Origin of the sequence: Microbispora sp. CA-102843 (assembly GCF_050936215.1) — a bacterium.
GTDB lineage: Bacteria > Actinomycetota > Actinomycetes > Streptosporangiales > Streptosporangiaceae > Microbispora.
In genome coordinates this window covers 5,500,066-5,517,484 of record NZ_JBNJNF010000001.1, presented here as the reverse complement: position 1 = coordinate 5,517,484, position 17,419 = coordinate 5,500,066, and the positions used below count along the sequence as shown (strand labels likewise).

At 71.1% G+C, this 17,419-nt stretch carries 15 protein-coding genes; 13 read left to right on the top strand and 2 right to left on the bottom strand.

Features of this window, described 5'->3' with window-relative positions:
- Positions 1-2: 2 nt before the first annotated feature.
- From ACQEVJ_RS25665 to ACQEVJ_RS25605, 13 genes are all read left to right on the top strand, one after another.
- Positions 3-1,619, top strand: coding sequence for an ABC transporter substrate-binding protein (locus ACQEVJ_RS25665; protein WP_433105184.1), 1,617 nt, complete (start codon positions 3-5; stop codon positions 1,617-1,619).
- Positions 1,620-1,634: 15 nt separating this feature from the next.
- Positions 1,635-2,585 carry an ABC transporter permease gene (locus tag ACQEVJ_RS25660; RefSeq protein WP_433105182.1) on the top strand — a complete coding sequence of 317 codons (951 nt, stop codon included), beginning with the start codon at positions 1,635-1,637 and terminating at the stop codon, positions 2,583-2,585.
- 7 nt (positions 2,586-2,592) lie between these two features.
- Positions 2,593-3,495, top strand: a complete 903-nt coding sequence (locus tag ACQEVJ_RS25655; protein WP_433105180.1) for an ABC transporter permease — start codon at positions 2,593-2,595, stop codon at positions 3,493-3,495.
- Positions 3,492-5,258: a dipeptide ABC transporter ATP-binding protein gene (locus ACQEVJ_RS25650; protein ID WP_433105178.1), complete on the top strand. Its 1,767-nt coding sequence runs from the start codon at positions 3,492-3,494 to the stop codon at positions 5,256-5,258. Before ACQEVJ_RS25655 ends, ACQEVJ_RS25650 begins: the two co-directional genes overlap by 4 nt.
- Positions 5,255-5,761 (top strand): flavin reductase family protein, encoded by a 507-nt coding sequence (locus tag ACQEVJ_RS25645; RefSeq protein ID WP_433105176.1) that lies wholly within the window; start codon positions 5,255-5,257, stop codon positions 5,759-5,761. Before ACQEVJ_RS25650 ends, ACQEVJ_RS25645 begins: the two co-directional genes overlap by 4 nt.
- Before the next feature lie 391 nt (positions 5,762-6,152).
- The gene (locus tag ACQEVJ_RS25640; RefSeq protein ID WP_433105174.1) at positions 6,153-7,391 is read left to right on the top strand and encodes an acyl-CoA dehydrogenase family protein; all 1,239 of its coding nucleotides are present in this window, start codon (positions 6,153-6,155) and stop codon (positions 7,389-7,391) included.
- A gap of 26 nt (positions 7,392-7,417) precedes the next feature.
- Complete coding sequence (locus ACQEVJ_RS25635; protein WP_433105172.1) at positions 7,418-8,581, top strand: LLM class flavin-dependent oxidoreductase; 1,164 nt, start codon at positions 7,418-7,420, stop codon at positions 8,579-8,581.
- Between the two features lie 41 nt (positions 8,582-8,622).
- The gene (locus ACQEVJ_RS25630) at positions 8,623-10,443 is read left to right on the top strand and encodes an ABC transporter substrate-binding protein (RefSeq protein WP_433105170.1); all 1,821 of its coding nucleotides are present in this window, start codon (positions 8,623-8,625) and stop codon (positions 10,441-10,443) included.
- A 9-nt stretch (positions 10,444-10,452) separates the two neighbouring features.
- A complete protein-coding gene (locus ACQEVJ_RS25625) occupies positions 10,453-12,060 on the top strand; it encodes a dipeptide ABC transporter ATP-binding protein (protein ID WP_433105168.1) in 1,608 nt (535 codons plus the stop codon).
- Positions 12,053-12,985, top strand: coding sequence for an ABC transporter permease (locus ACQEVJ_RS25620; protein WP_433105166.1), 933 nt, complete (start codon positions 12,053-12,055; stop codon positions 12,983-12,985). The genes ACQEVJ_RS25625 and ACQEVJ_RS25620 overlap by 8 nt, the downstream gene beginning before the upstream one ends.
- A 6-nt stretch (positions 12,986-12,991) precedes the next feature.
- Positions 12,992-13,981, top strand: coding sequence for an ABC transporter permease (locus ACQEVJ_RS25615; protein ID WP_433105164.1), 990 nt, complete (start codon positions 12,992-12,994; stop codon positions 13,979-13,981).
- 18 nt (positions 13,982-13,999) lie between these two features.
- Positions 14,000-15,220, top strand: coding sequence for a GNAT family N-acetyltransferase (locus tag ACQEVJ_RS25610; protein ID WP_433105162.1), 1,221 nt, complete (start codon positions 14,000-14,002; stop codon positions 15,218-15,220).
- Between the two features lie 90 nt (positions 15,221-15,310).
- A complete protein-coding gene (locus ACQEVJ_RS25605; RefSeq protein ID WP_433105160.1) occupies positions 15,311-15,661 on the top strand; it encodes a hypothetical protein in 351 nt (116 codons plus the stop codon).
- A gap of 100 nt (positions 15,662-15,761) precedes the next feature.
- Here ACQEVJ_RS25605 and ACQEVJ_RS25600 read toward each other — a convergent pair whose 3' ends face one another.
- Positions 15,762-16,658 (bottom strand): aminoglycoside phosphotransferase family protein, encoded by an 897-nt coding sequence (locus ACQEVJ_RS25600; RefSeq protein WP_433112972.1) that lies wholly within the window; start codon positions 16,656-16,658, stop codon positions 15,762-15,764.
- A gap of 77 nt (positions 16,659-16,735) precedes the next feature.
- Positions 16,736-17,371: a TetR/AcrR family transcriptional regulator gene (locus ACQEVJ_RS25595; RefSeq protein WP_433105158.1), complete on the bottom strand. Its 636-nt coding sequence runs from the start codon at positions 17,369-17,371 to the stop codon at positions 16,736-16,738.
- Between the last annotated feature and the right edge of the window lie 48 nt (positions 17,372-17,419).

Sequence of the window (17,419 nt, the reverse complement as noted above, 5' to 3'; positions counted from 1 at the left end):
TCATGAAATTCGTCAGGCACGCCCGGTCGGCCGTGATCGGAGCGGTCGCACTCCTGACCGCCCTGGCTCTGGCCGCCTGCGGCGGCGGCGCGAACGGCGGTACCGCCGCCGGAGGGGCGCAGGGGAGCGAGACGCCCAAGGCGGGCGGCACGCTCGTGAGCGGCCTCTATCTCGAACCCCTCGCCCTCGACCCGCACCGGCAGGGCTACTGGGAGACCTACCGCGTAACGAGCAACATCTTCGAGGGCCTGGTCAAGGAGGACCTGTCCGACGCGAAGGGGCCAACGAAGCTCCTCCCGGCCCTCGCCACGGACTGGAAGGCGTCCGACGGCGGCAAGAAGTGGACCTTCACCCTGCGCGGCGGGGTCAAGTTCCACGACGGCACCGACTTCACGGCGGAGTCCGTGGACAAGAACGTCCGCCGGATCTCCGATCCCACGTACAAGTTCTACGACAAGACGAGCGCGGCCAGGCTCGCGGCCTGGTTCGGCGACCTCGTGAAGGGCCGGGTCGTCGACGACCACACCTACGAGTTCGAGTTCTCCAAGCCCTTCCTCGGGTTGCCGAGGATCCTCGCCCAGTCGATGAGCACCCTCACCATCGGCAATCCGGCGACCTGGGAGAAGTACGGCAACGACGGGTTCGCCGACCACCCCGGTGGCACCGGGCCGTACACGTTCGTCTCCCGGACGATCGGTGACCGGATCGTGCTGAAGAGGAACCCGGACTACTGGGGTGCCAAGCCCTACCTGGACGAGCTCGTCTTCCGCGTCATCCCGAACAACCAGACGCGGCTGGCGACGCTGCTCAGCGGGGAGGCCGACATCGTCAGCTACGTCCAGCCCGAGGACGTCAGCACGCTGGAGTCCCGGGGATTCCAGGTGCCGGAGGGGCACGGCGCGGCCTTCCTCTACTTCACGTTCAACTTCAAGAACAAGGCCTTCCAGGACAAGCGCGTACGGCAGGCGGTCATCCAGGGCATCGACCGCGACAAGCTCGCGAAGGAGGTCTACAACGGCGACGCGATCCCGCTGCACTCCCTGCAGCCGCCGGGCAACGAGGCCTACGACCCGGACGCGCGTGACTTCGACTACGACCCCGAGGCGGCCAAGGCCCTGCTCAAGGAGGCCGGCTACGGCGAGGGCGGGCTGGGCTTCACCATCGTCGCCGACGTCGCCAACCAGAACCTGGCCGAGTGGCTGCAGAGCCGGCTCAAGGGCATCGGGGTGAACGTCAAGGTCGTCACCCTCGACCGCCCGAGCTACGTCGCCCGCGCATTCGGCAAGCCCGAGCCGGACGACGGCCTGAGCATCGACGAGTACGGCGGCAGCTACGCCGAATGGCTCTACCAGGTCTACTACACGAACATCGCGGTCAAGGGCCTCGTCCCGGCGGACTTCCCCGAGATCACCAAGGCCCTGGACAAGGCGCGCTACGCCACGGACCAGGACAAGCGGATCGAGCTGTGGAAGGAGGCCGACAAGAAGGCCCGCGAGGCCGCGATCGCCATTCCGGCGGTGTCGCTGACCAGGTACTACGCCCTGGGCCCGAACGTGCGGGGGTTCGTGTACGCGGCCACCAACTGGTATGACCTGACCAAGGTCTGGCTGGCGGGCTGAGGCCCGATCACGGCGATGGGAACCGTCAAGCACATCCTGTGGCGATCGCTGAACATCGTCCCGGTGCTCCTCGTGGTGTCGGCCCTGACCTTCCTGGTCGGCCGGCTGACACCCGGGGACCCCATCGAGGCGCAGTTCGCGCGCGACCACACGCCGGAGCAGGTCGAGGCCATCCGGGCGTCGTACGGCCTCACCCTCCCACTGTGGCAGCAGTACGTGAAGTGGGTGAAGGACCTGTTCACGGCGGGCGGCGGGATGTCGATCGCGCAGAACCAGCCGGTCTTCGACATCCTCCTGCCGAACTTCGCCAACACCCTGATCCTGACCGCGGCGGGCGTCGTGATCTGCGCCGTCCTGGGCGTCGTCATCGGCGTGGTCGCCGGGACCAACCACCGCGGGTTCCTGGACCGCTTCGCGATGCTGTTCGTCCAGACCGGCAGCAACCTGTCGGTCTACTGGTTCGGGCTGATCCTCATCTGGATCTTCTCCCTGCGGCTGGGCTGGCTCCCGACGAGCGGCATGGAGTCGAGGAACGGCGGCGGCTTCGGCGACCTGCTGGCCCATCTGGTGCTGCCGGGCCTGTCGGCCGCGTTGATCTCGACGCTCGTGCTCGCCAGGTTCACCCGGCTCGGCATCGTCCAGGAGTCGCACAGCGACTACGTCCGCACGTTCACCTCCCAGGGGGTGCCGCGCCGGCGGCTCGTCGGCAAGCACATCGGGCGCAACATCCTCCCGGCCGTGGTGAACATCATCGGCCTGGAGATCGGCACCCTGATCACGGGCGTGATCTTCGTGGAGAGCGTGTTCAACTGGCCCGGCATCGGCACGCAGCTCGTGAACGCGGTCAACGGGAAGGACTACCCGGTCATCCAGGGCGGCGTGATCCTCGTGGCGCTCTGCTATCTCCTGGTCAACCTGCTCACCGACATCACGGTGGACGCTCTCAACCCACGGCTGAGGAGGTAGGCCGGCGATGGTTCTCACGGCAATTCCCAACACGCGGTCGCCGAACCCGCTCAAGGGGCCGCCGCCGCGCCGGCGTCGCTCCCGGCTGCGCGTGAACGCGCAGGTGGCGGTCGCGCTGCTCGTCATCGCCGGCTTCGTCCTCGTCAGCCTGCTCGCCCCGGTGCTGGCGCCGTACGACCCCGACCTGGCGGACGGCGGCGTCAAATACCTGGGGGTCGGAGCGCCGGGGCATCTCCTGGGCACCGACGAGCTGGGCCGGGACATCCTCAGCCGGCTGATCTGGGGAGGGCGCACCTCGCTGGTCGTCGCGCTCGCGGCGTCGCTGTCGTCGACCGTCGCCGGCGGCGTGCTCGCGCTCGTCGCCGGCTTCTCGGGCGACCGGGCCGCCGGCCTGATCATGCGGACGGTGGACGTCATGTTCGCCTTCCCGGTGATCATCATCGCGCTGGTCCTCGCGGTGATCCTCGGCCCCGGCACGCCCGTGGTCGTCCTGTCGATCGTGTTCTCCGCCGTCCCGTACGTCACCCGGGTGGTCTTCGCGGAGGTGAAGCTCCAGCGCGGCCGCGAGTACGTCGAGGCCGCGAGGTCGCTCGGCGCGGGGTTCTTCTCGATCCTGTTCCGCGAGGTGCTGCCGAACGTTCTCGCCCAGATCGTGGTGTACGGCACCGGCCTCGTCGGCGGGATGATCGTCTTCTCCTCCAGCCTCAGCGCGCTGGGTATCGGCGTGCAGCCGCCGACGGCGGACTGGGGCCGGATGATCTCCGAGGGCGCCAAGGTCATCATCAGCGGGAACGTGTATCCCGCGCTGCTGCCCGGGCTTGTGGTCCTCGTCGTGGCCCTGGCCTTCAACTGGCTCGGGGACGGCCTGCGTGACGTCTTCGACCCCCACAGAAGGAGAGCAGGACGATGACCGGCGCACTGCTGAGCGTGCGGGATCTGTCGGTCGAGTTCGGCCGCGGACCCACGGCCGAGCGCGTGGTGGACGGAGTCACCTTCGACGTCCGGCCCGGCGAGACGTTCGCGATCGTCGGAGAGTCCGGCGCGGGGAAGAGCCTGACGGCCTCGGCGATCCTGGGCCTGCTGCCCGACGACGCGGTGGTGACGTCGGGGTCGATCTCCCTGAACGGCGAGGAGGTGCTCACCGCCGCCCGGTCGTCGGTCACCAGGTTCCGCGGTTCCACGATCGGCATGATCTTCCAGAACCCCCTCGCCTCCCTCGATCCGTCGTTCCGGATCGGCAACCAGCTGAAAGAGATCATCGCGCTGCACCGCCCGGCCGCGGGGAAGCGGGAGCGGCACGAGATCGCCGAGACGTGGCTGCGCAACGTGGGGATCGACGACGCGGCCCGGGTGCTGTCCGCCTACCCCCACGAGCTCAGCGGGGGGATGCGGCAGCGGGTGATGATCGCGCTCGCGAGCCTGTCCGGCCCGGCCCTGCTGATCGCCGACGAGCCGACCACCGCGCTCGACGCGGTCGTGCAGAAGCAGATCCTCGACCTGCTCACGAGCGTGACCGGAGGGACGGGCGGCTCGCTGCTGCTCATCACCCACGACTTCGGGGTGGTCTCGTACGCCGCCGGCCGGGTCGCGGTGATGAAGGACGGCCGGATCGTCGAGCAGGACCGGCGTGACCGCGTGCTCACCGCGCCGGCCGACGCCTACACCCGGTCGCTGATCCAGGCGGTCCCGGAGATCGGGGCACGGTTCCGGCTGGCCGAACGCGGCCTGCCCCGTCGCCTCGGCCCGGCCGGCGGCGACCGCCGCCCGGCCGGCGCGGCGGCCGAGCCCCGGCGTGAGGGCCCGGACGCCGGCACCACCCGGCCCCCGCTGGTGACCCTGCGGAACGTGAGCAAGGAGTTCGTGGTCGGCGGCCTGGGGACCGGGCAGCGCAAGCGGCGCTTCAGGGCGGTCGGCGACGTGTCGCTGCGCATCGAGCGGGGCGAGATCTTCGGTCTCATCGGAGAGTCCGGCTCCGGCAAGTCGACGCTGTCGCGACTGATCGGCGGCCTGCTGCGGGCGGACGCGGGTGAGATCGTCTTCGACGGCCGGGACATCGCGCGGCTGCCGAAGGCGGACCTGCGGCGGCTGCGGCCGCGGTTCCAGTTCGTGTTCCAGGACGCGACGAGCTCCCTGAACCCCCGGGTGCCCGTCGGCGAGCAGATCAGCCGTCCGCTCCTGCGTTTCGGCAAGGCCGCCTCACGTGCCGCGGGCAGGGCACGGGCCGCCGAGGCGCTCGACCTCGTCGGGCTTCCGTCCTCCTACCTCCACCGATATCCGCACGAGCTGTCCGGCGGGCAGCGGCAGCGGATCGGCATCGCCCGCGCGCTCGCGCTGGAGCCCGACCTGCTGATCCTCGACGAGCCGACGTCGGCGCTGGACGTGTCCACCCAGGCGAACATCCTCAACCTGCTGCTGGACCTGAGGGAAGAGCTCGATCTCACCTACCTGTTCATCGGCCACAACCTCGCGATCGTCGAGTTCCTGTGCGACCGCGTCGGGGTCCTGGGGCGGGGGGTCCTCCTCGAGACCTTCCGCGCCGGGGAGCTGTCCGCCGCCGGCCGCCATCCGGTGACCACGGCGCTGCTCGACGCGGTGCTCCCGATCCATGGCGAGATCCATCGCGAGATTCACAGCACACGCGGCCACGCGGCCGCGGGAAAGGCAGACCCATGACCGAGACGTTGCGGGGCCCGGCGGTGGACGGCGGGCTGTTCCGGCGGGCGCTGGCGGCGCACGCGGCCGGGGTGGTAATCATCACGGCGCAGAACGAGGGGATCCCGGCGGGGCTGACGGCGACGTCGTTCTCCTCGGTCAGCCTCGCGCCGCCGCTGGTCTCCTTCTACGTGGACCAGGGCTCCAGCACCTGGCCGTCGATGCGGTCGGCCGACCACTTCGCCGTGAACGTGCTGGCAGGCGACCAGGGCGAGCTGGCGGCCAGGTTCGCCCGCAAGGGCGCCGACCGGTTCGCCCCGCCCACCCGGTGGCGTCCCGGAGCGTTCGGGGCGCCCCTGCTCGCGGACGCGTCGGCGCACCTGATCTGCCGGCCCCACTCGGCGACCGGCATCGGCGACCACGTGCTGGTGGTGGGCCTGGTCATCGAGGCGACGGTGCACGGCGCCGACGGTCCGCTGCTCTACCACCAGGGCCGGTTCGGCAGTTTCGTCCCGCACGGCTGACCGCAAGCGCTCTTGCGCCGAATGTTGGATTCTGCTAATTTCCTACTATGTCTGTAGGGAAAGTACTGATTGTGCGGCGCTACGTCGACCTCGCTCGGCTCGCCGCCGGCCTCTGTCGCCAGTCCTGACCTCTCCCGGCCCCGCCGGGCGACGGCGCCCGGCGGCGCGTTCCCTACGGCCCCTCGCGGCACCGCCCGTCCTCGACGGCTGCCCGCTTCTCTTGCTCCTATCTCTTGTCGCGGTGCGATCCCATTCGGCCGCTCGTCCCCCGCGAGCGCCGTGACCGCCCCCTGATCCGGCCCCTGATCCGGCCCCGCGCCCCGAAGCGCGCCGGCTCTCCGCGTACGGCACGGCCGCCCGTACCTCCCCACGCACGACCGCAAGGAATCCCATGAGTCTCATCGATCAGATACGCCCGCGTTCCGGCTCCGGCCGCTTCGCGGAATGGCACGAGGCGGCCCTCAAGGCGGCCGACCGGTTGCGCGCCGACGCCGCCGAGCGCGACATCGCCGGCGCCGACCCCGTCGCCGAGGTCGACCTGCTGCGCCGGTCCGGCCTGCTCGCCATCCACATCCCCGAGGAGCTGGGCGGGGGCGGCGCGACCTACGAGGAGGTCCTCAGGATCGTGCGCGTCCTGGCCGCGGCCGACACCTCGATCGCCCAGCTCGCGGCCTTCCACTTCCTGGGCAGCCGGGCCGGGCTCGGCGGCGGGCGGGCGCTCGCCGAGCGCTGGGCGAAGGGCGTCGTCGAGGAGGGCCGGTTCGTGGCGGCCGTCGCCCAGGCCGCCTACGAGCCGCTGGTCGTGGCCACGCCGGACGGCGACGGCTTCCTGCTGACCGGTTCCAAGCCGTTCACCAGCGGCGCGGCCGTGGCGGACACGCTGATCGTATGGGTGCGCTTCGGCGAGGGCGCGGAAGTCGGCGGCGTGGACGTGTCGGGGCTCGTCGGCCAGTTCGGGGTCCGCTCGCCGGCCGAGGGCATCGAGTTCCACGGCGACTGGGACAACATCGGCCAGCGGCTGACGGTCAGCGGCGGCACGACCCTCCGCGACGTCCGCGTGACGGCCGACGACCTGCTCGGCTACACGCACCCGGACACCCCTCCGACGCCCCAGGAGACGCTCCAGGTCCCGCAGGGCCAGCTCGCCTACGGCAACCTCTACCTGGGCGCGGCCCTCGGCGCCCTGCACGAGGCGCTGGAGTACACCCGGACCAGGTCCCGGCCGTGGCTCACCTCCGGCGCCGCCTCGGCGAGCGAGGACCCCCTCGTCGTCGAGCGGTACGGCCGGCTGTGGGTCCTGGCCGAGTCTGCGGTGGCGCTCGCCGACAAGGCGGGGGAGTTGCTCCAGGCGGCGATCGACCGCGGCGGCGACCTCACCGAGGAGGAGCGCGGCCGGGCGGCCGTGGCCGCCTACCAGTCCAAGGTCCACTCGACCGAGGTGGCGCTCGAGGTCACCTCGCGGATCTTCGAGCTGACCGGCGCCCGATCGACCGCCCGCGCGTACGGGCTGGACCGCCACTGGCGCAACGTCCGGACGCACACGCTGCACGACCCGGCCCACTACAAGCTGCTGGAAATCGGCCACTTCGCCCTCAACGGGCGGTCGCCCGAGCCGACCTACTACTCGTGACGGCGCGGAACGGAACGACGGAGAAAATGAGCCACGACCTCAAGCGCCCCATCCGGATCCACTGGTATCTGCCCACCAACGGCGACAACCGCGACATCGTCGGCTCGGGCGACCGCTCGGAGAAGACGCTCGGCGCCGTCGCCGGCGGCTTCCGGGCGCCGAGCGTCGACTACCTCGGCCAGATCGCCCGGTCGGCGGAGCAACTCGGCTACGAGGCCGTGCTCACCCCCACCGGTCTGTGGTGCGAGGACGCGTGGATCACCACGGCCGCGCTGACCCAGGTGACGAGACGGCTGAAGTTCCTGGTCGCGTTCCGGCCCGGGCTGGTCTCGCCCACCCTCGCCGCGCACCAGGCCGCCACGTTCCAGCGCGTCTCCGGCGGCCGCCTGCTGCTCAACGTCGTGACCGGCGGGGACTCCGCCGAGCAGCGGCGTTTCGGCGACCACCTGGACCACGACCAGCGCTACGCCCGCACCGACGAGTTCCTCGCGGTGCTGCGCGGGGTCACCGGCCTGCCGCCGGGCGAGACGTTCAGCTTCGCCGGGGAGCACTTCCAGATCGAGGACGCGCGCGTCGACGCCGGGCCCTGGGGACGCCCGGAAATCTTCTTCGGCGGCGCGAGCCCGGCCGCGGAGCGGGTGGCGGCCCGGCAGGCCGACGTCTACCTCGCCTGGGGCGAACGGCCCGACCAGATCGCCGAGCGTCTCGAGCGGATGCGGAAACTCGCCACGGCCGAGGGGCGCGAGCTGCGCTTCGGCATCCGGCTGCACGTCATCAGCAGGGACACCTCCGCGCAGGCGTGGGCGGAGGCCGAGCGGCTGCTGGGCAGGATCACCCCCGAGCGGATCGCCGCGCTGCGGAAGGACTTCGCCGGCAGCGAGTCGGTGGGCCAGCGGCGCATGTACGAACTCCACGGCGGCGACCCGGGCAGGCTCGAGGTCTACCCGAACCTGTGGGCCGGCTACGGCCTGGTGCGCGGCGGCGCGGGCACCGCCCTGGTCGGCAGCCACGAGGAGGTCGCCGACCGCATCGAGGAGTACCACGCGCTCGGCCTGGACCACTTCATCCTCTCCGGCCAGCCCCACCTGGAGGAGGCCTACTGGTTCGCCGAGGGAGCCGGCGCCGTGCTCCGGTCCCGCGGACTGCTGGCGTCCCCGAAGGCGGACGATCCCGCCGGCCCGACCCTGTGAGAACCCCTGCGAAAGCCGAGAACGTGCGAAAGACAAGCACCGTGAACAAGACGCCCCGCGAACGCCGGCCGCTCCTCTCCCTGCTCGCCGCGTCCGCGTGCGCCGCCCTGCTGGCCGCCTGCGCCGGCCCGGTCGCGCCAGGAAGCGGCGGCACGGGCGGCGGCGCGGGTGACGGAGCGAGCGGTGGGGCCCCCGCCGCCGGCGGCACGCTGCGCATCGCGTCGCTGCAGTCCGACCTCGACGCGCTCGACCCCCTCACCGGGTACAGCACCGACTCCTGGGAGATCATCCGGGCGCTCACCCGCCAGCTCGTCACCTATTCGGGCAGCGTCAAGGACATCAAGGACGACACCACGCTCGTGCCCGACCTGGCCGAGTCGTGGGACGTGAGCAAGGACGGCAAGACCTACACCTTCCACCTGCGCGACGACATCAGATATTCGGGCTCGTCCACCCGCGAGATCGTGGCGGGCGACTTCGTCTACGCGATCAAGCGGTTCTGCGACCCGAACAAGCAGGTCGCCGCGATCAACTACTTCCAGCTCGCCTTCTCCGGTTTCCGCGACTACTGCGAGAAGTTCGCCAAGGTGCCCTCGGGAGACCCGGCCACGTCGAAGGCGTTCATCGACAGCCACGACATCGCGGGCGTCTCCGCGCCCGACGACAAGACGCTGGTGCTGCGCTCGGACACGAAGAACTACGACTTCCTCAGCATCCTGTCGATGAACTTCGTGTCGCCGCTGCCGGAGGAGGTCGCCTCCAAGTACGTCGGCGACTCGCTGGAGTTCCGCAAGAACTACCCCTCCAGCGGGCCATACCAGATCGCCTCGTACGAGCCGGGACGCAGCCTGGTGCTGAAGAAGGTCCCCGGCTACGACCACGCGGGCGACCCGGCACGCAAGGCGTACGTCGACGAGATCGTCGTGGACTTCACCACCAACAGTGAGGACGCGGTGGTGCAGAAGATCCAGTCCGGCGACGCGGACCTGTCGCTGTACCTCGACGTGCCGCCGCTGTCCACGATCCAGCAGTACCAGGCGCAGAACAGCCCCTACCTGCACTCCTCCGACAGCGGGGCGGCCAACTTCATCACGATCAACGCCCGCCCGAGCGTGACCTCTCCGGGCGCCCAGGCGCTGCGCAAGCTCAAGGTGCGGCAGGCCCTGGCGTACGCGGTGAACAAGGCCAACCTCGTGCAGGCGCAGGGTGGCAAGATCGCGGCCAGGCCGCTGGGGCAGATCATCACCTCGACGATCCTGGGCCACCAGGACTTCGACCCGTACCCGACGCCGGGCAACGCCGGCGACCCCGCGAAGGCCAAGCAGTTGCTCGCCGAGGCCGGATACCCGGATGGACTCAAGCTCGACGCCGTCTACCGCGTCAACGCGCAGTTCGAGACGGTCGCCGTCACGCTCAAGGCCGACCTCGCGAAGGCCGGGATCGAGCTGAACCTCATCCCCGTCCCACCCGCCCAGTCCAGCGCGTACCTGCAGGACCCGAAGAGCCGCTGGGACGTGTTCCTGAGCGCGTCCTTCGCGCCCGACTGGCAGGGGCCGAGCACGCGGATGCTGCTCGGGGGCTGGCTCGACTCCGACGCCGCGCCCTGCGGCACCGGCAACGTCCACGCCATCTGCTACGACAACCCGGAGCTGAACAAGCTGGCGGCGAAGGCGTTCCCCTCCGACGACCCCGGACCCGTCTGGGCGGAGGCCGACAAGCTGGTCTCCGCCGACCTCCCGTGGATCCCGCTGTTCGAGAAGCGCAAGGTCGCGATCACCTCCGACCGGGTGCGCAACTGGACCTGGTCGTCGCTGGCGACCCAGGCCGACATCACCAACATCGCCGTCGGCCCGGCCCGCTAGGGAGTCCTCATGGCCCTGTTCTCCGTGGAGGATCTGAACGTCACGTTCGGGCGGCGCGGACGGACGACCACCGCGGTCCGCGGCGTGTCGTTCGCCGTGGAGCCCGGCAGGACGCTGGCGCTCGTCGGCGAGTCGGGCTCGGGCAAGAGCGTCTCGCTGCTGGGCGCGACCGGGCTGCTGCCGAGCCGGGCCGAGGTGCGGGGAAGCGCCCTGTTCCGCGGTGCGGACCTCACCCGGCTGACCCCGGCCCGGTTGCGGGCGATCAGAGGCAGGCACATCGGGTTCGTCTTCCAGGATCCGCTGAGCAACCTGCACCCGCTCAAGACCGTCGGCGTCCAGATCGGCGAGGCCGTCACGGCCCACGAGCGAGTGGGGCGGACCGCGCTGCGACGGCGCGTGCTCGACCTGCTGGGCGAGGTGGGCATCAAGGACCCCGAACGCCGGATCGACGACCACCCCCACCAGTTCTCCGGGGGCATGCGCCAGCGCGTCATGATCGCCATGGCGATCGCGCTGAACCCGGAGCTGATCATCGCCGACGAGCCGACCACGGCGCTCGACGTGACCGTGCAGGCGTCGATCCTGAGACTGCTGCGGCGGCTGCAGGAGGCGCACGGCACCGCGTTGATCTTCGTCAGCCACGATCTGGCCGTGGTGTCCGACGTTGCCGACGACGTCGTCGTCATGCGCGACGGCGAGGTGGTCGAGTCGGCGCCGGCGGCGGAGCTGTACGCCGCCCCCCGGCACGCGTACACGCGCGCGCTGCTCGGCGCGGCCCGGCACGGGCGGGCTCTCGTACGGTCACCGGAGCCCCCCGAGTTCCCGGCGGAGAGCGTGCCGCTGCTGCGGGCGAGCGCGCTGCACATGAGCTACCGCAGGCCCGGCCGCGAGGAGTCGTTGACGGCGCTCACCGACGTGTCGTTCGACCTGAGGCAACGCGAGATCGTCGGGCTGGTGGGGGAGTCGGGGTCGGGGAAGTCCACGATCGGCAGGATCGTGGCGGGCCTGGCCCGGCCGACCGCCGGATCGGTGTCACTGCGCGGCGAGGTGTACAACGCGCCCGGCGACGTGAAGCTCCCGAAGAGCCTGCGTCCGGCCATCCAGGTCGTGTTCCAGGACCCCTACGGAAGCCTCAACCCGCGGCGCACCGTCGCCGCCACGCTCGCCGAGCCCTTCGTCGTCAACACCGATCTGGCGGCCGCCGAGATCCGCGCCAGAGTCGAGGCGCTGGTGGCACGGGTGGAACTGCCCCCGTCCGTGCTGCACCGACTCCCGGCGCAGCTGTCGGGCGGGCAGCGGCAGCGTGTGGCCATCGCCCGCGCCGTCGCCCTGGAGCCCTCGGTCGTCGTGGCGGACGAGCCCGTCTCCGCGCTCGACATCACCACGCAGACGCAGATCCTGGCCCTCATCCGGCGGCTGCGCGCGGAGCTCGGGACGTCGTTCCTGTTCATCTCCCACGACCTGGGGGTGGTCGCCGACCTGTGCGAGCGGGTCGTCGTGCTCAACCAGGGCCGGGTGGTGGAGCAGGGCCCGGTCCACCGGGTGTTCGACGCCCCCCGGGATCCGTACACCCGGGAGCTGCTCGACTCGATCCCGGGACGGGTGGCGCATGTCTGAGGTTCTTGTCGCCGAGGCGTACGGCGAGGAGGAGGCCGTACGCCGGTTCCCGGTGCTGCGGGCGATCCTCGCCGAGCGTTCCGCCAGGACCGGGCTGATCCTGGTCGGCGTGGTCGTGCTTGCGGCGCTGCTCGCCCCGGTCGCGGCGGCGCTCACCGGGCACGGCCCGGACCAGCAGTTCCGGTCGGAGGCCCTGGCCGAGAACGGACTGCCGATCGGCCCGGACGCCCGCTTCCTGCTCGGCGCGGACGGGAACGGCCGCGACGTGCTGATCCGGACACTGTACGGCGCGCGCATCTCCCTGCTGGTGGGGATCCCGGCGACCACCCTCGCCCTCGTCGCCGGCACGGCCGTCGGCCTGGTCGCCGGGTTCTTCCCGGGCAGGACCGACCGGTTGCTGTCCCTGGGCACCGACGTCGCGCTGTCGTTCCCGTTCGTCGTGACCGCGCTCAGCCTGGTCGCGCTCAACCGGGGCGGCGACGGAGAGCCCGTCGTCAACCCGGTGCTGCTCGTCGTGCTGGTGATCTCGCTGTTCGCCTGGACCTACTTCGCCCGGCTCACCCGCGGGCTCGTCGTCGTGCTGCGCAACCGGCCGTTCGTGGAGGCCGCGCTCTCGATCGGCGTGACCCGCCGCCGCCTGATCGTGCGGGAGATCCTGCCCAACGTGCTCCCGGTGGTCGCGGTCTACTGGGCCGTCCAGCTCCCCGTGAACATCCTCGCCGAGGCGACCCTGTCGTTCCTCGGGGTCGGCGTCCAGGCGCCCACGGCGAGCTGGGGCAACATGATCGCGGAGGCGCAGCGGTCGTCCCTCTATCAGGTGCAGCCGTGGTTCCTGCTCGGGCCCGGCATCGCCATGTTCGTCACCGTGCTGGGGTTCAACGCGATCGGCTCCGGCATCCGCAACGTCCTCGATCCCCAGGGGTGACCGGCGATGAGAAGGCACATCGCGGGTCATGCGGCCCGCGCCCTCGCGACCCTGCTGGCCGTGCTGGTCATCACGTTCGCGATGACCCGGGTCGCCTACCGCAACCCCGCCGCGGTGCTCGCTCCCCGCAACGCCACCCAGGAGACACTGGACGGCATCACCCGGGCGCTGCGCCTCGACGAGCCGTGGTATCTGCAGCTATGGCACTACCTCTACCGGGGGCCCGACATCCAGGGTGCCCCGATGGGCCTGTTCAACTGGCCGCCCGCCCTGGGGTACTCGTTCAGGCAGCAGCGGCCGGTGACCGAGCTGATCCTTTCGAAGATCCCGGTGACGCTCTCGCTGGCGCTGGGCGCGCTCGTCATCTGGATGACGCTGTCGATCCTCTTCGGCGTGGCGGCGGCCAGGAGACCGGACTCCTGGGTGGACAGGATCCTGTCCGCGTTGTCCTACGCGGGCCTGTCCGTTCCGACGTTCCTGACCGGGATCCTGCTGTCCTACTTCCTGTACTTCACGCTCTCGACGTACGGCATCAGGTGGTTTCCGAGCAGCGGCTACGCCGGCATCACCGAGAATCCCTTCGAGTGGGCCAGGCATCTCGCACTGCCCTGGCTGACGATCGCCGTCGCCGAGATCGGGATCTTCCAGCGTGTCGTGCGGGCGAACATGCTCGACGTGCTCGGCGCCGACTACATCCGTACGGCGCGGGCCAAGGGCGTCACCGAGCGGAGGGTACATTTCGGCCACGCGCTCAGCGCGGCACTGAACCCGATCATCACGCTCGGCGGGCTGGAGCTGGCCGCGCTGATGGGCGGAGCGATCGTGACCGAGCAGATCTTCGGCCTCGACGGCGTCGGACGGCTCGCCGTCGAGGCGGCCGTCGGAGGGGACTTCCCCGTCGTCATCGGCACCACGATCCTCGCCGCCGCTATCTTTGTGGTTTCGACGTTCGCCGTCGACGTCGTCACCCGCCTGCGCGACCCCGCCGCCCGCTGACCCTGTGAAGGAGAAGACATGACTTTCGACGTGCGCGTGCTGAGCGGGGAGGACGACCTGCTCGCGGCGTCGGCGACGTTCCGCACCGCCCTCCTCGGCCTGCCGCCCGTGCCGGCGGGAACCGACGTCACCCAGTTCTTCGAACCCGGCCGCACCCTCGGCGCCTTCGACGGGACCGAGCTCGTCGGCACCGCGGACTCCTACGCGAGCACGCTGGTCGTGCCGGGGGGCGCGCGGGTCCCGCACGCCGCGGTCACGCACGTGGGCGTGTTGCCCACGCACACCCGCAGGGGCATCGTGACGGCGCTGATGCGCCGCCAGCTCGCGGACGCCGCCGCGAGGGGAGAGATCGCAGCCACGCTGCGGGCCTCAGAGGCGGTCATCTACGAGCGCTTCGGCTACGGCATCGCGGGGTCGGCCGCCCACCGGGAGGTGTCCCGCAGGCAGGCCGTGCTGCGCGCGACCGTGCCGCCCGGGGGCCGGGTCCGGCTGGCCGACCCCGCGTCCTCCTGGAAGACGCTCGCCCAGATCTACGAGTCCGCCGCGGCCTGGACCGGGGCGATCGGCCGGCCCGTCTCCTGGTGGCGGCAGCAGGAGCAGCGGCAGGCCGCGGACCCCGGCCCCGCCTACGTCGCCGTGCACGGACAGGACGGTTCGGAGGACGGGTTCGTCCGTTACCACCCCGTCGGCACGGCGGAATGGTTCACCAGCCGGGACCGGACGATCGTCGTCGACGACCTCGTCGCCGCCACACCGGACGCGTACGCCGGGCTGATCCGGTGGCTGCTCGGCCTCGACCTCATCGACCGGATCATCCTGTCGTTCACCGCCACGGACGACCCGCTGCCGCTGCTGCTGACCGACGACCGCGCCGTCCGCACGGTCTCCGTCCGCGACGAAACGTGGCTGCGCCTCGTCGACGTGCCCGCCGCACTGGCGCGGCGCGACTATCGGGGCCCCGGCTCGATCGTCCTGGCCGTCACCGACGACCTGCTGCCCGGCAACACCGGGACCTACCTGATCAGCGCACGCGGGGCCGCCAGGACGAAGGGACCGGATCTCCCTGCGGCCGATCTCTCCGTGGACGTCGCGACCCTGGCCGCCCTCTATCTGGGCGGTTCCCGCTGGTGGCAGCACGCCAGGGCCGGACGGGTGACCGTCCACAGCGACGGCGCCCTGGAGACGGCCGAGGAGTTGTTCCACACGGACGCGTCGCCCTTCTCCGGGACGCTCTTCTGACGGCTGAGCTGCGGATATGACGGGTGTCACGGGTGAGGACACGACGCGCGGCACTTATCGCCCCATCTGCCGATCCGTACCGTGAAGGTCATGACGAACACCCCCTCATCGCAGCGCACGGACTGGCACATCTCCCTGCTCGGCGGACTGAAGCGCCGGGAGCGGGGGCGGATGCCCGCGGACACGGTCGTCCTCACTCCCGTCGGCGGAGCCGACCTCGACCTGAGCGAGGCCGAGATCGGGCAGGTCACCACGGTGACGAAGATCTCGATCGCGGGCGGCGTGCGGCTGCGGGTGCCCGCCGACATCACGGTGGAGGTCGAGGGCTTCAACCTGTTCGGCGGCCGCCGTGTGGAGCCGGGAACGCCGGACCCTTCCGGCCGTGTCATCCGGGTTCGCAACTACGGCCTGTTCGGCGGCGTCAGCGTCACCCGCGGCTGAGCCCTGCTTTCGGCTGGGGGGCTTTCGGCTGCGGGGCTTTCGGCTGCGGGGCTTCCGGCTGTGGGGCGCCCGGTCGCGGGTGGGGCGATCGGACCCGGGCTCAGGCGGGCCCGTCGGCTGCCAGGATGCGTTCCAGCGTGCGCCGGCCCATCCGGCTCATGGCCGGGTTGGTTTCGAGGTAGTACCAGACGACCCCCATCGCCTGCACGAAGGCCCACGCCTTGCCCCGTTCCCACTCCAGGTCGTCGCACCCCAGGTCGAGGCGGAGCACCTGGCGTGGCCCCGCCTCGAGCAGATGCCAGGCGCTCACGAGATCGAGAGCGGGATCGGCCGGCCCGAAGCCGCCGACGTCGAGAATCCCGGCGAGCCGGCCGGCGGACACGAGCACGTTGCCGGGAATGAGATCACCGTGGTTCATCGCGTCGGCCGCCTCGCGCGGCAGGCCCCGGAACCTCTCCCACATCCGGCGCAGCCGGGGAACGTCCAGGAGCCGTTCACTGCGCTCGAAGCAGGTCTTCATCCACGCGTCGTGGGACCGGAGGTCGCCTCCGCGGCCCTTGCCGGCGAACGTACGGCCACGCGTGCCGACCGCGCGCAGGTCGGTGATGAGGCCGGCGAGGTCCTGGGCGAACGCGACCGACTCGCCCGGGTCCTCGTCGGTCGCCACGGCGCCCGGCAGCCACGTCTGCACCGACCACGGAAGCGGATATCCCGCCCCGGGCTCACCGAGCGCGACCGGCTCGGGCGTGGGAATGCGGGTGCTGCCCGCCAGTTCGCGGGCCGCCTCCGCTTCGGACTCCAGCCAGCGCCGCGTCGCGTCGACCGGTCCGGGCTGCAGGGGGAACCGGGCCGTGAGGTGGTCGCCGACGCGGAAGATGGCGTTGACCGTCCCATGGGCGGCGATGCCGGTGACGGGCAGGCCCCGCCACTGCGGGAACTGCTCGTCGACCACGGCGCGCACTGTCTCCTGTGACACCGTCAGCTGGTCGGCGTGCATCTTCACGCCGGGAGCGTTCCGCGTTCCGCCCCTGTCTCGCAACCTGTTTTCGGCCCCTGAGGCGGCTTCGCCGCCCGTCAGGTGTCCGCGGTCACCTGATCGGGCGCCCACGGCGGCAGGCCGAGATGCACCGAGATGCTGCGCAGCAGCGAGTCGTGCATCCGAGCCCTGGTCAGGCCGGATATCTGCGTCGCCACGGCGATCTCCAGGCCGTCGATCTGGGTGAGGATCAGGTCGACGGTCTCCTCGACGGTGGAGACCACCCGGAAGGCCCCCGCCGCCAGGCCCTCCTCCACGGCCGCCTGCACCGGCGCCCGCCAGCCGTCGTACTGCAGCTCGAAGAGGTGTCTGAGCTCCTTGTCCCTCGCGGACGCGGCGGCGAACTCCATGAAGGCGAGGCAGCGGTTGCGGAAGCCTCGCGGGTGGGTGATGTACTCCACCAGGTCGCGGATCCGGTCCCAGGGGTCGCGATGGCGTGCCGCGATCTCCTCGAGCCCTTTGACGATCTTCCCCGTGTGGTGTGCGAAGGCGGCCAGCATCAACCCGTCGCGGGTCTCGTAGTAGTGCTGCAGGGTGCCGATCGACACCCCCGCGTGCTTGGCGACGTCCCGCAACCGGACCCGCTCGTAGCCCATCCCGGCGACCAGTTCGATGACCGAGGCGAGGATCCGCCCTCGCTGACCGTCGGTCCGTACCTCCAGTGCGGCGTCCACCCGTTGCCCTTTCTCGGACGGTCCTGTCCTGTCGCCTCCGGGTCGCAC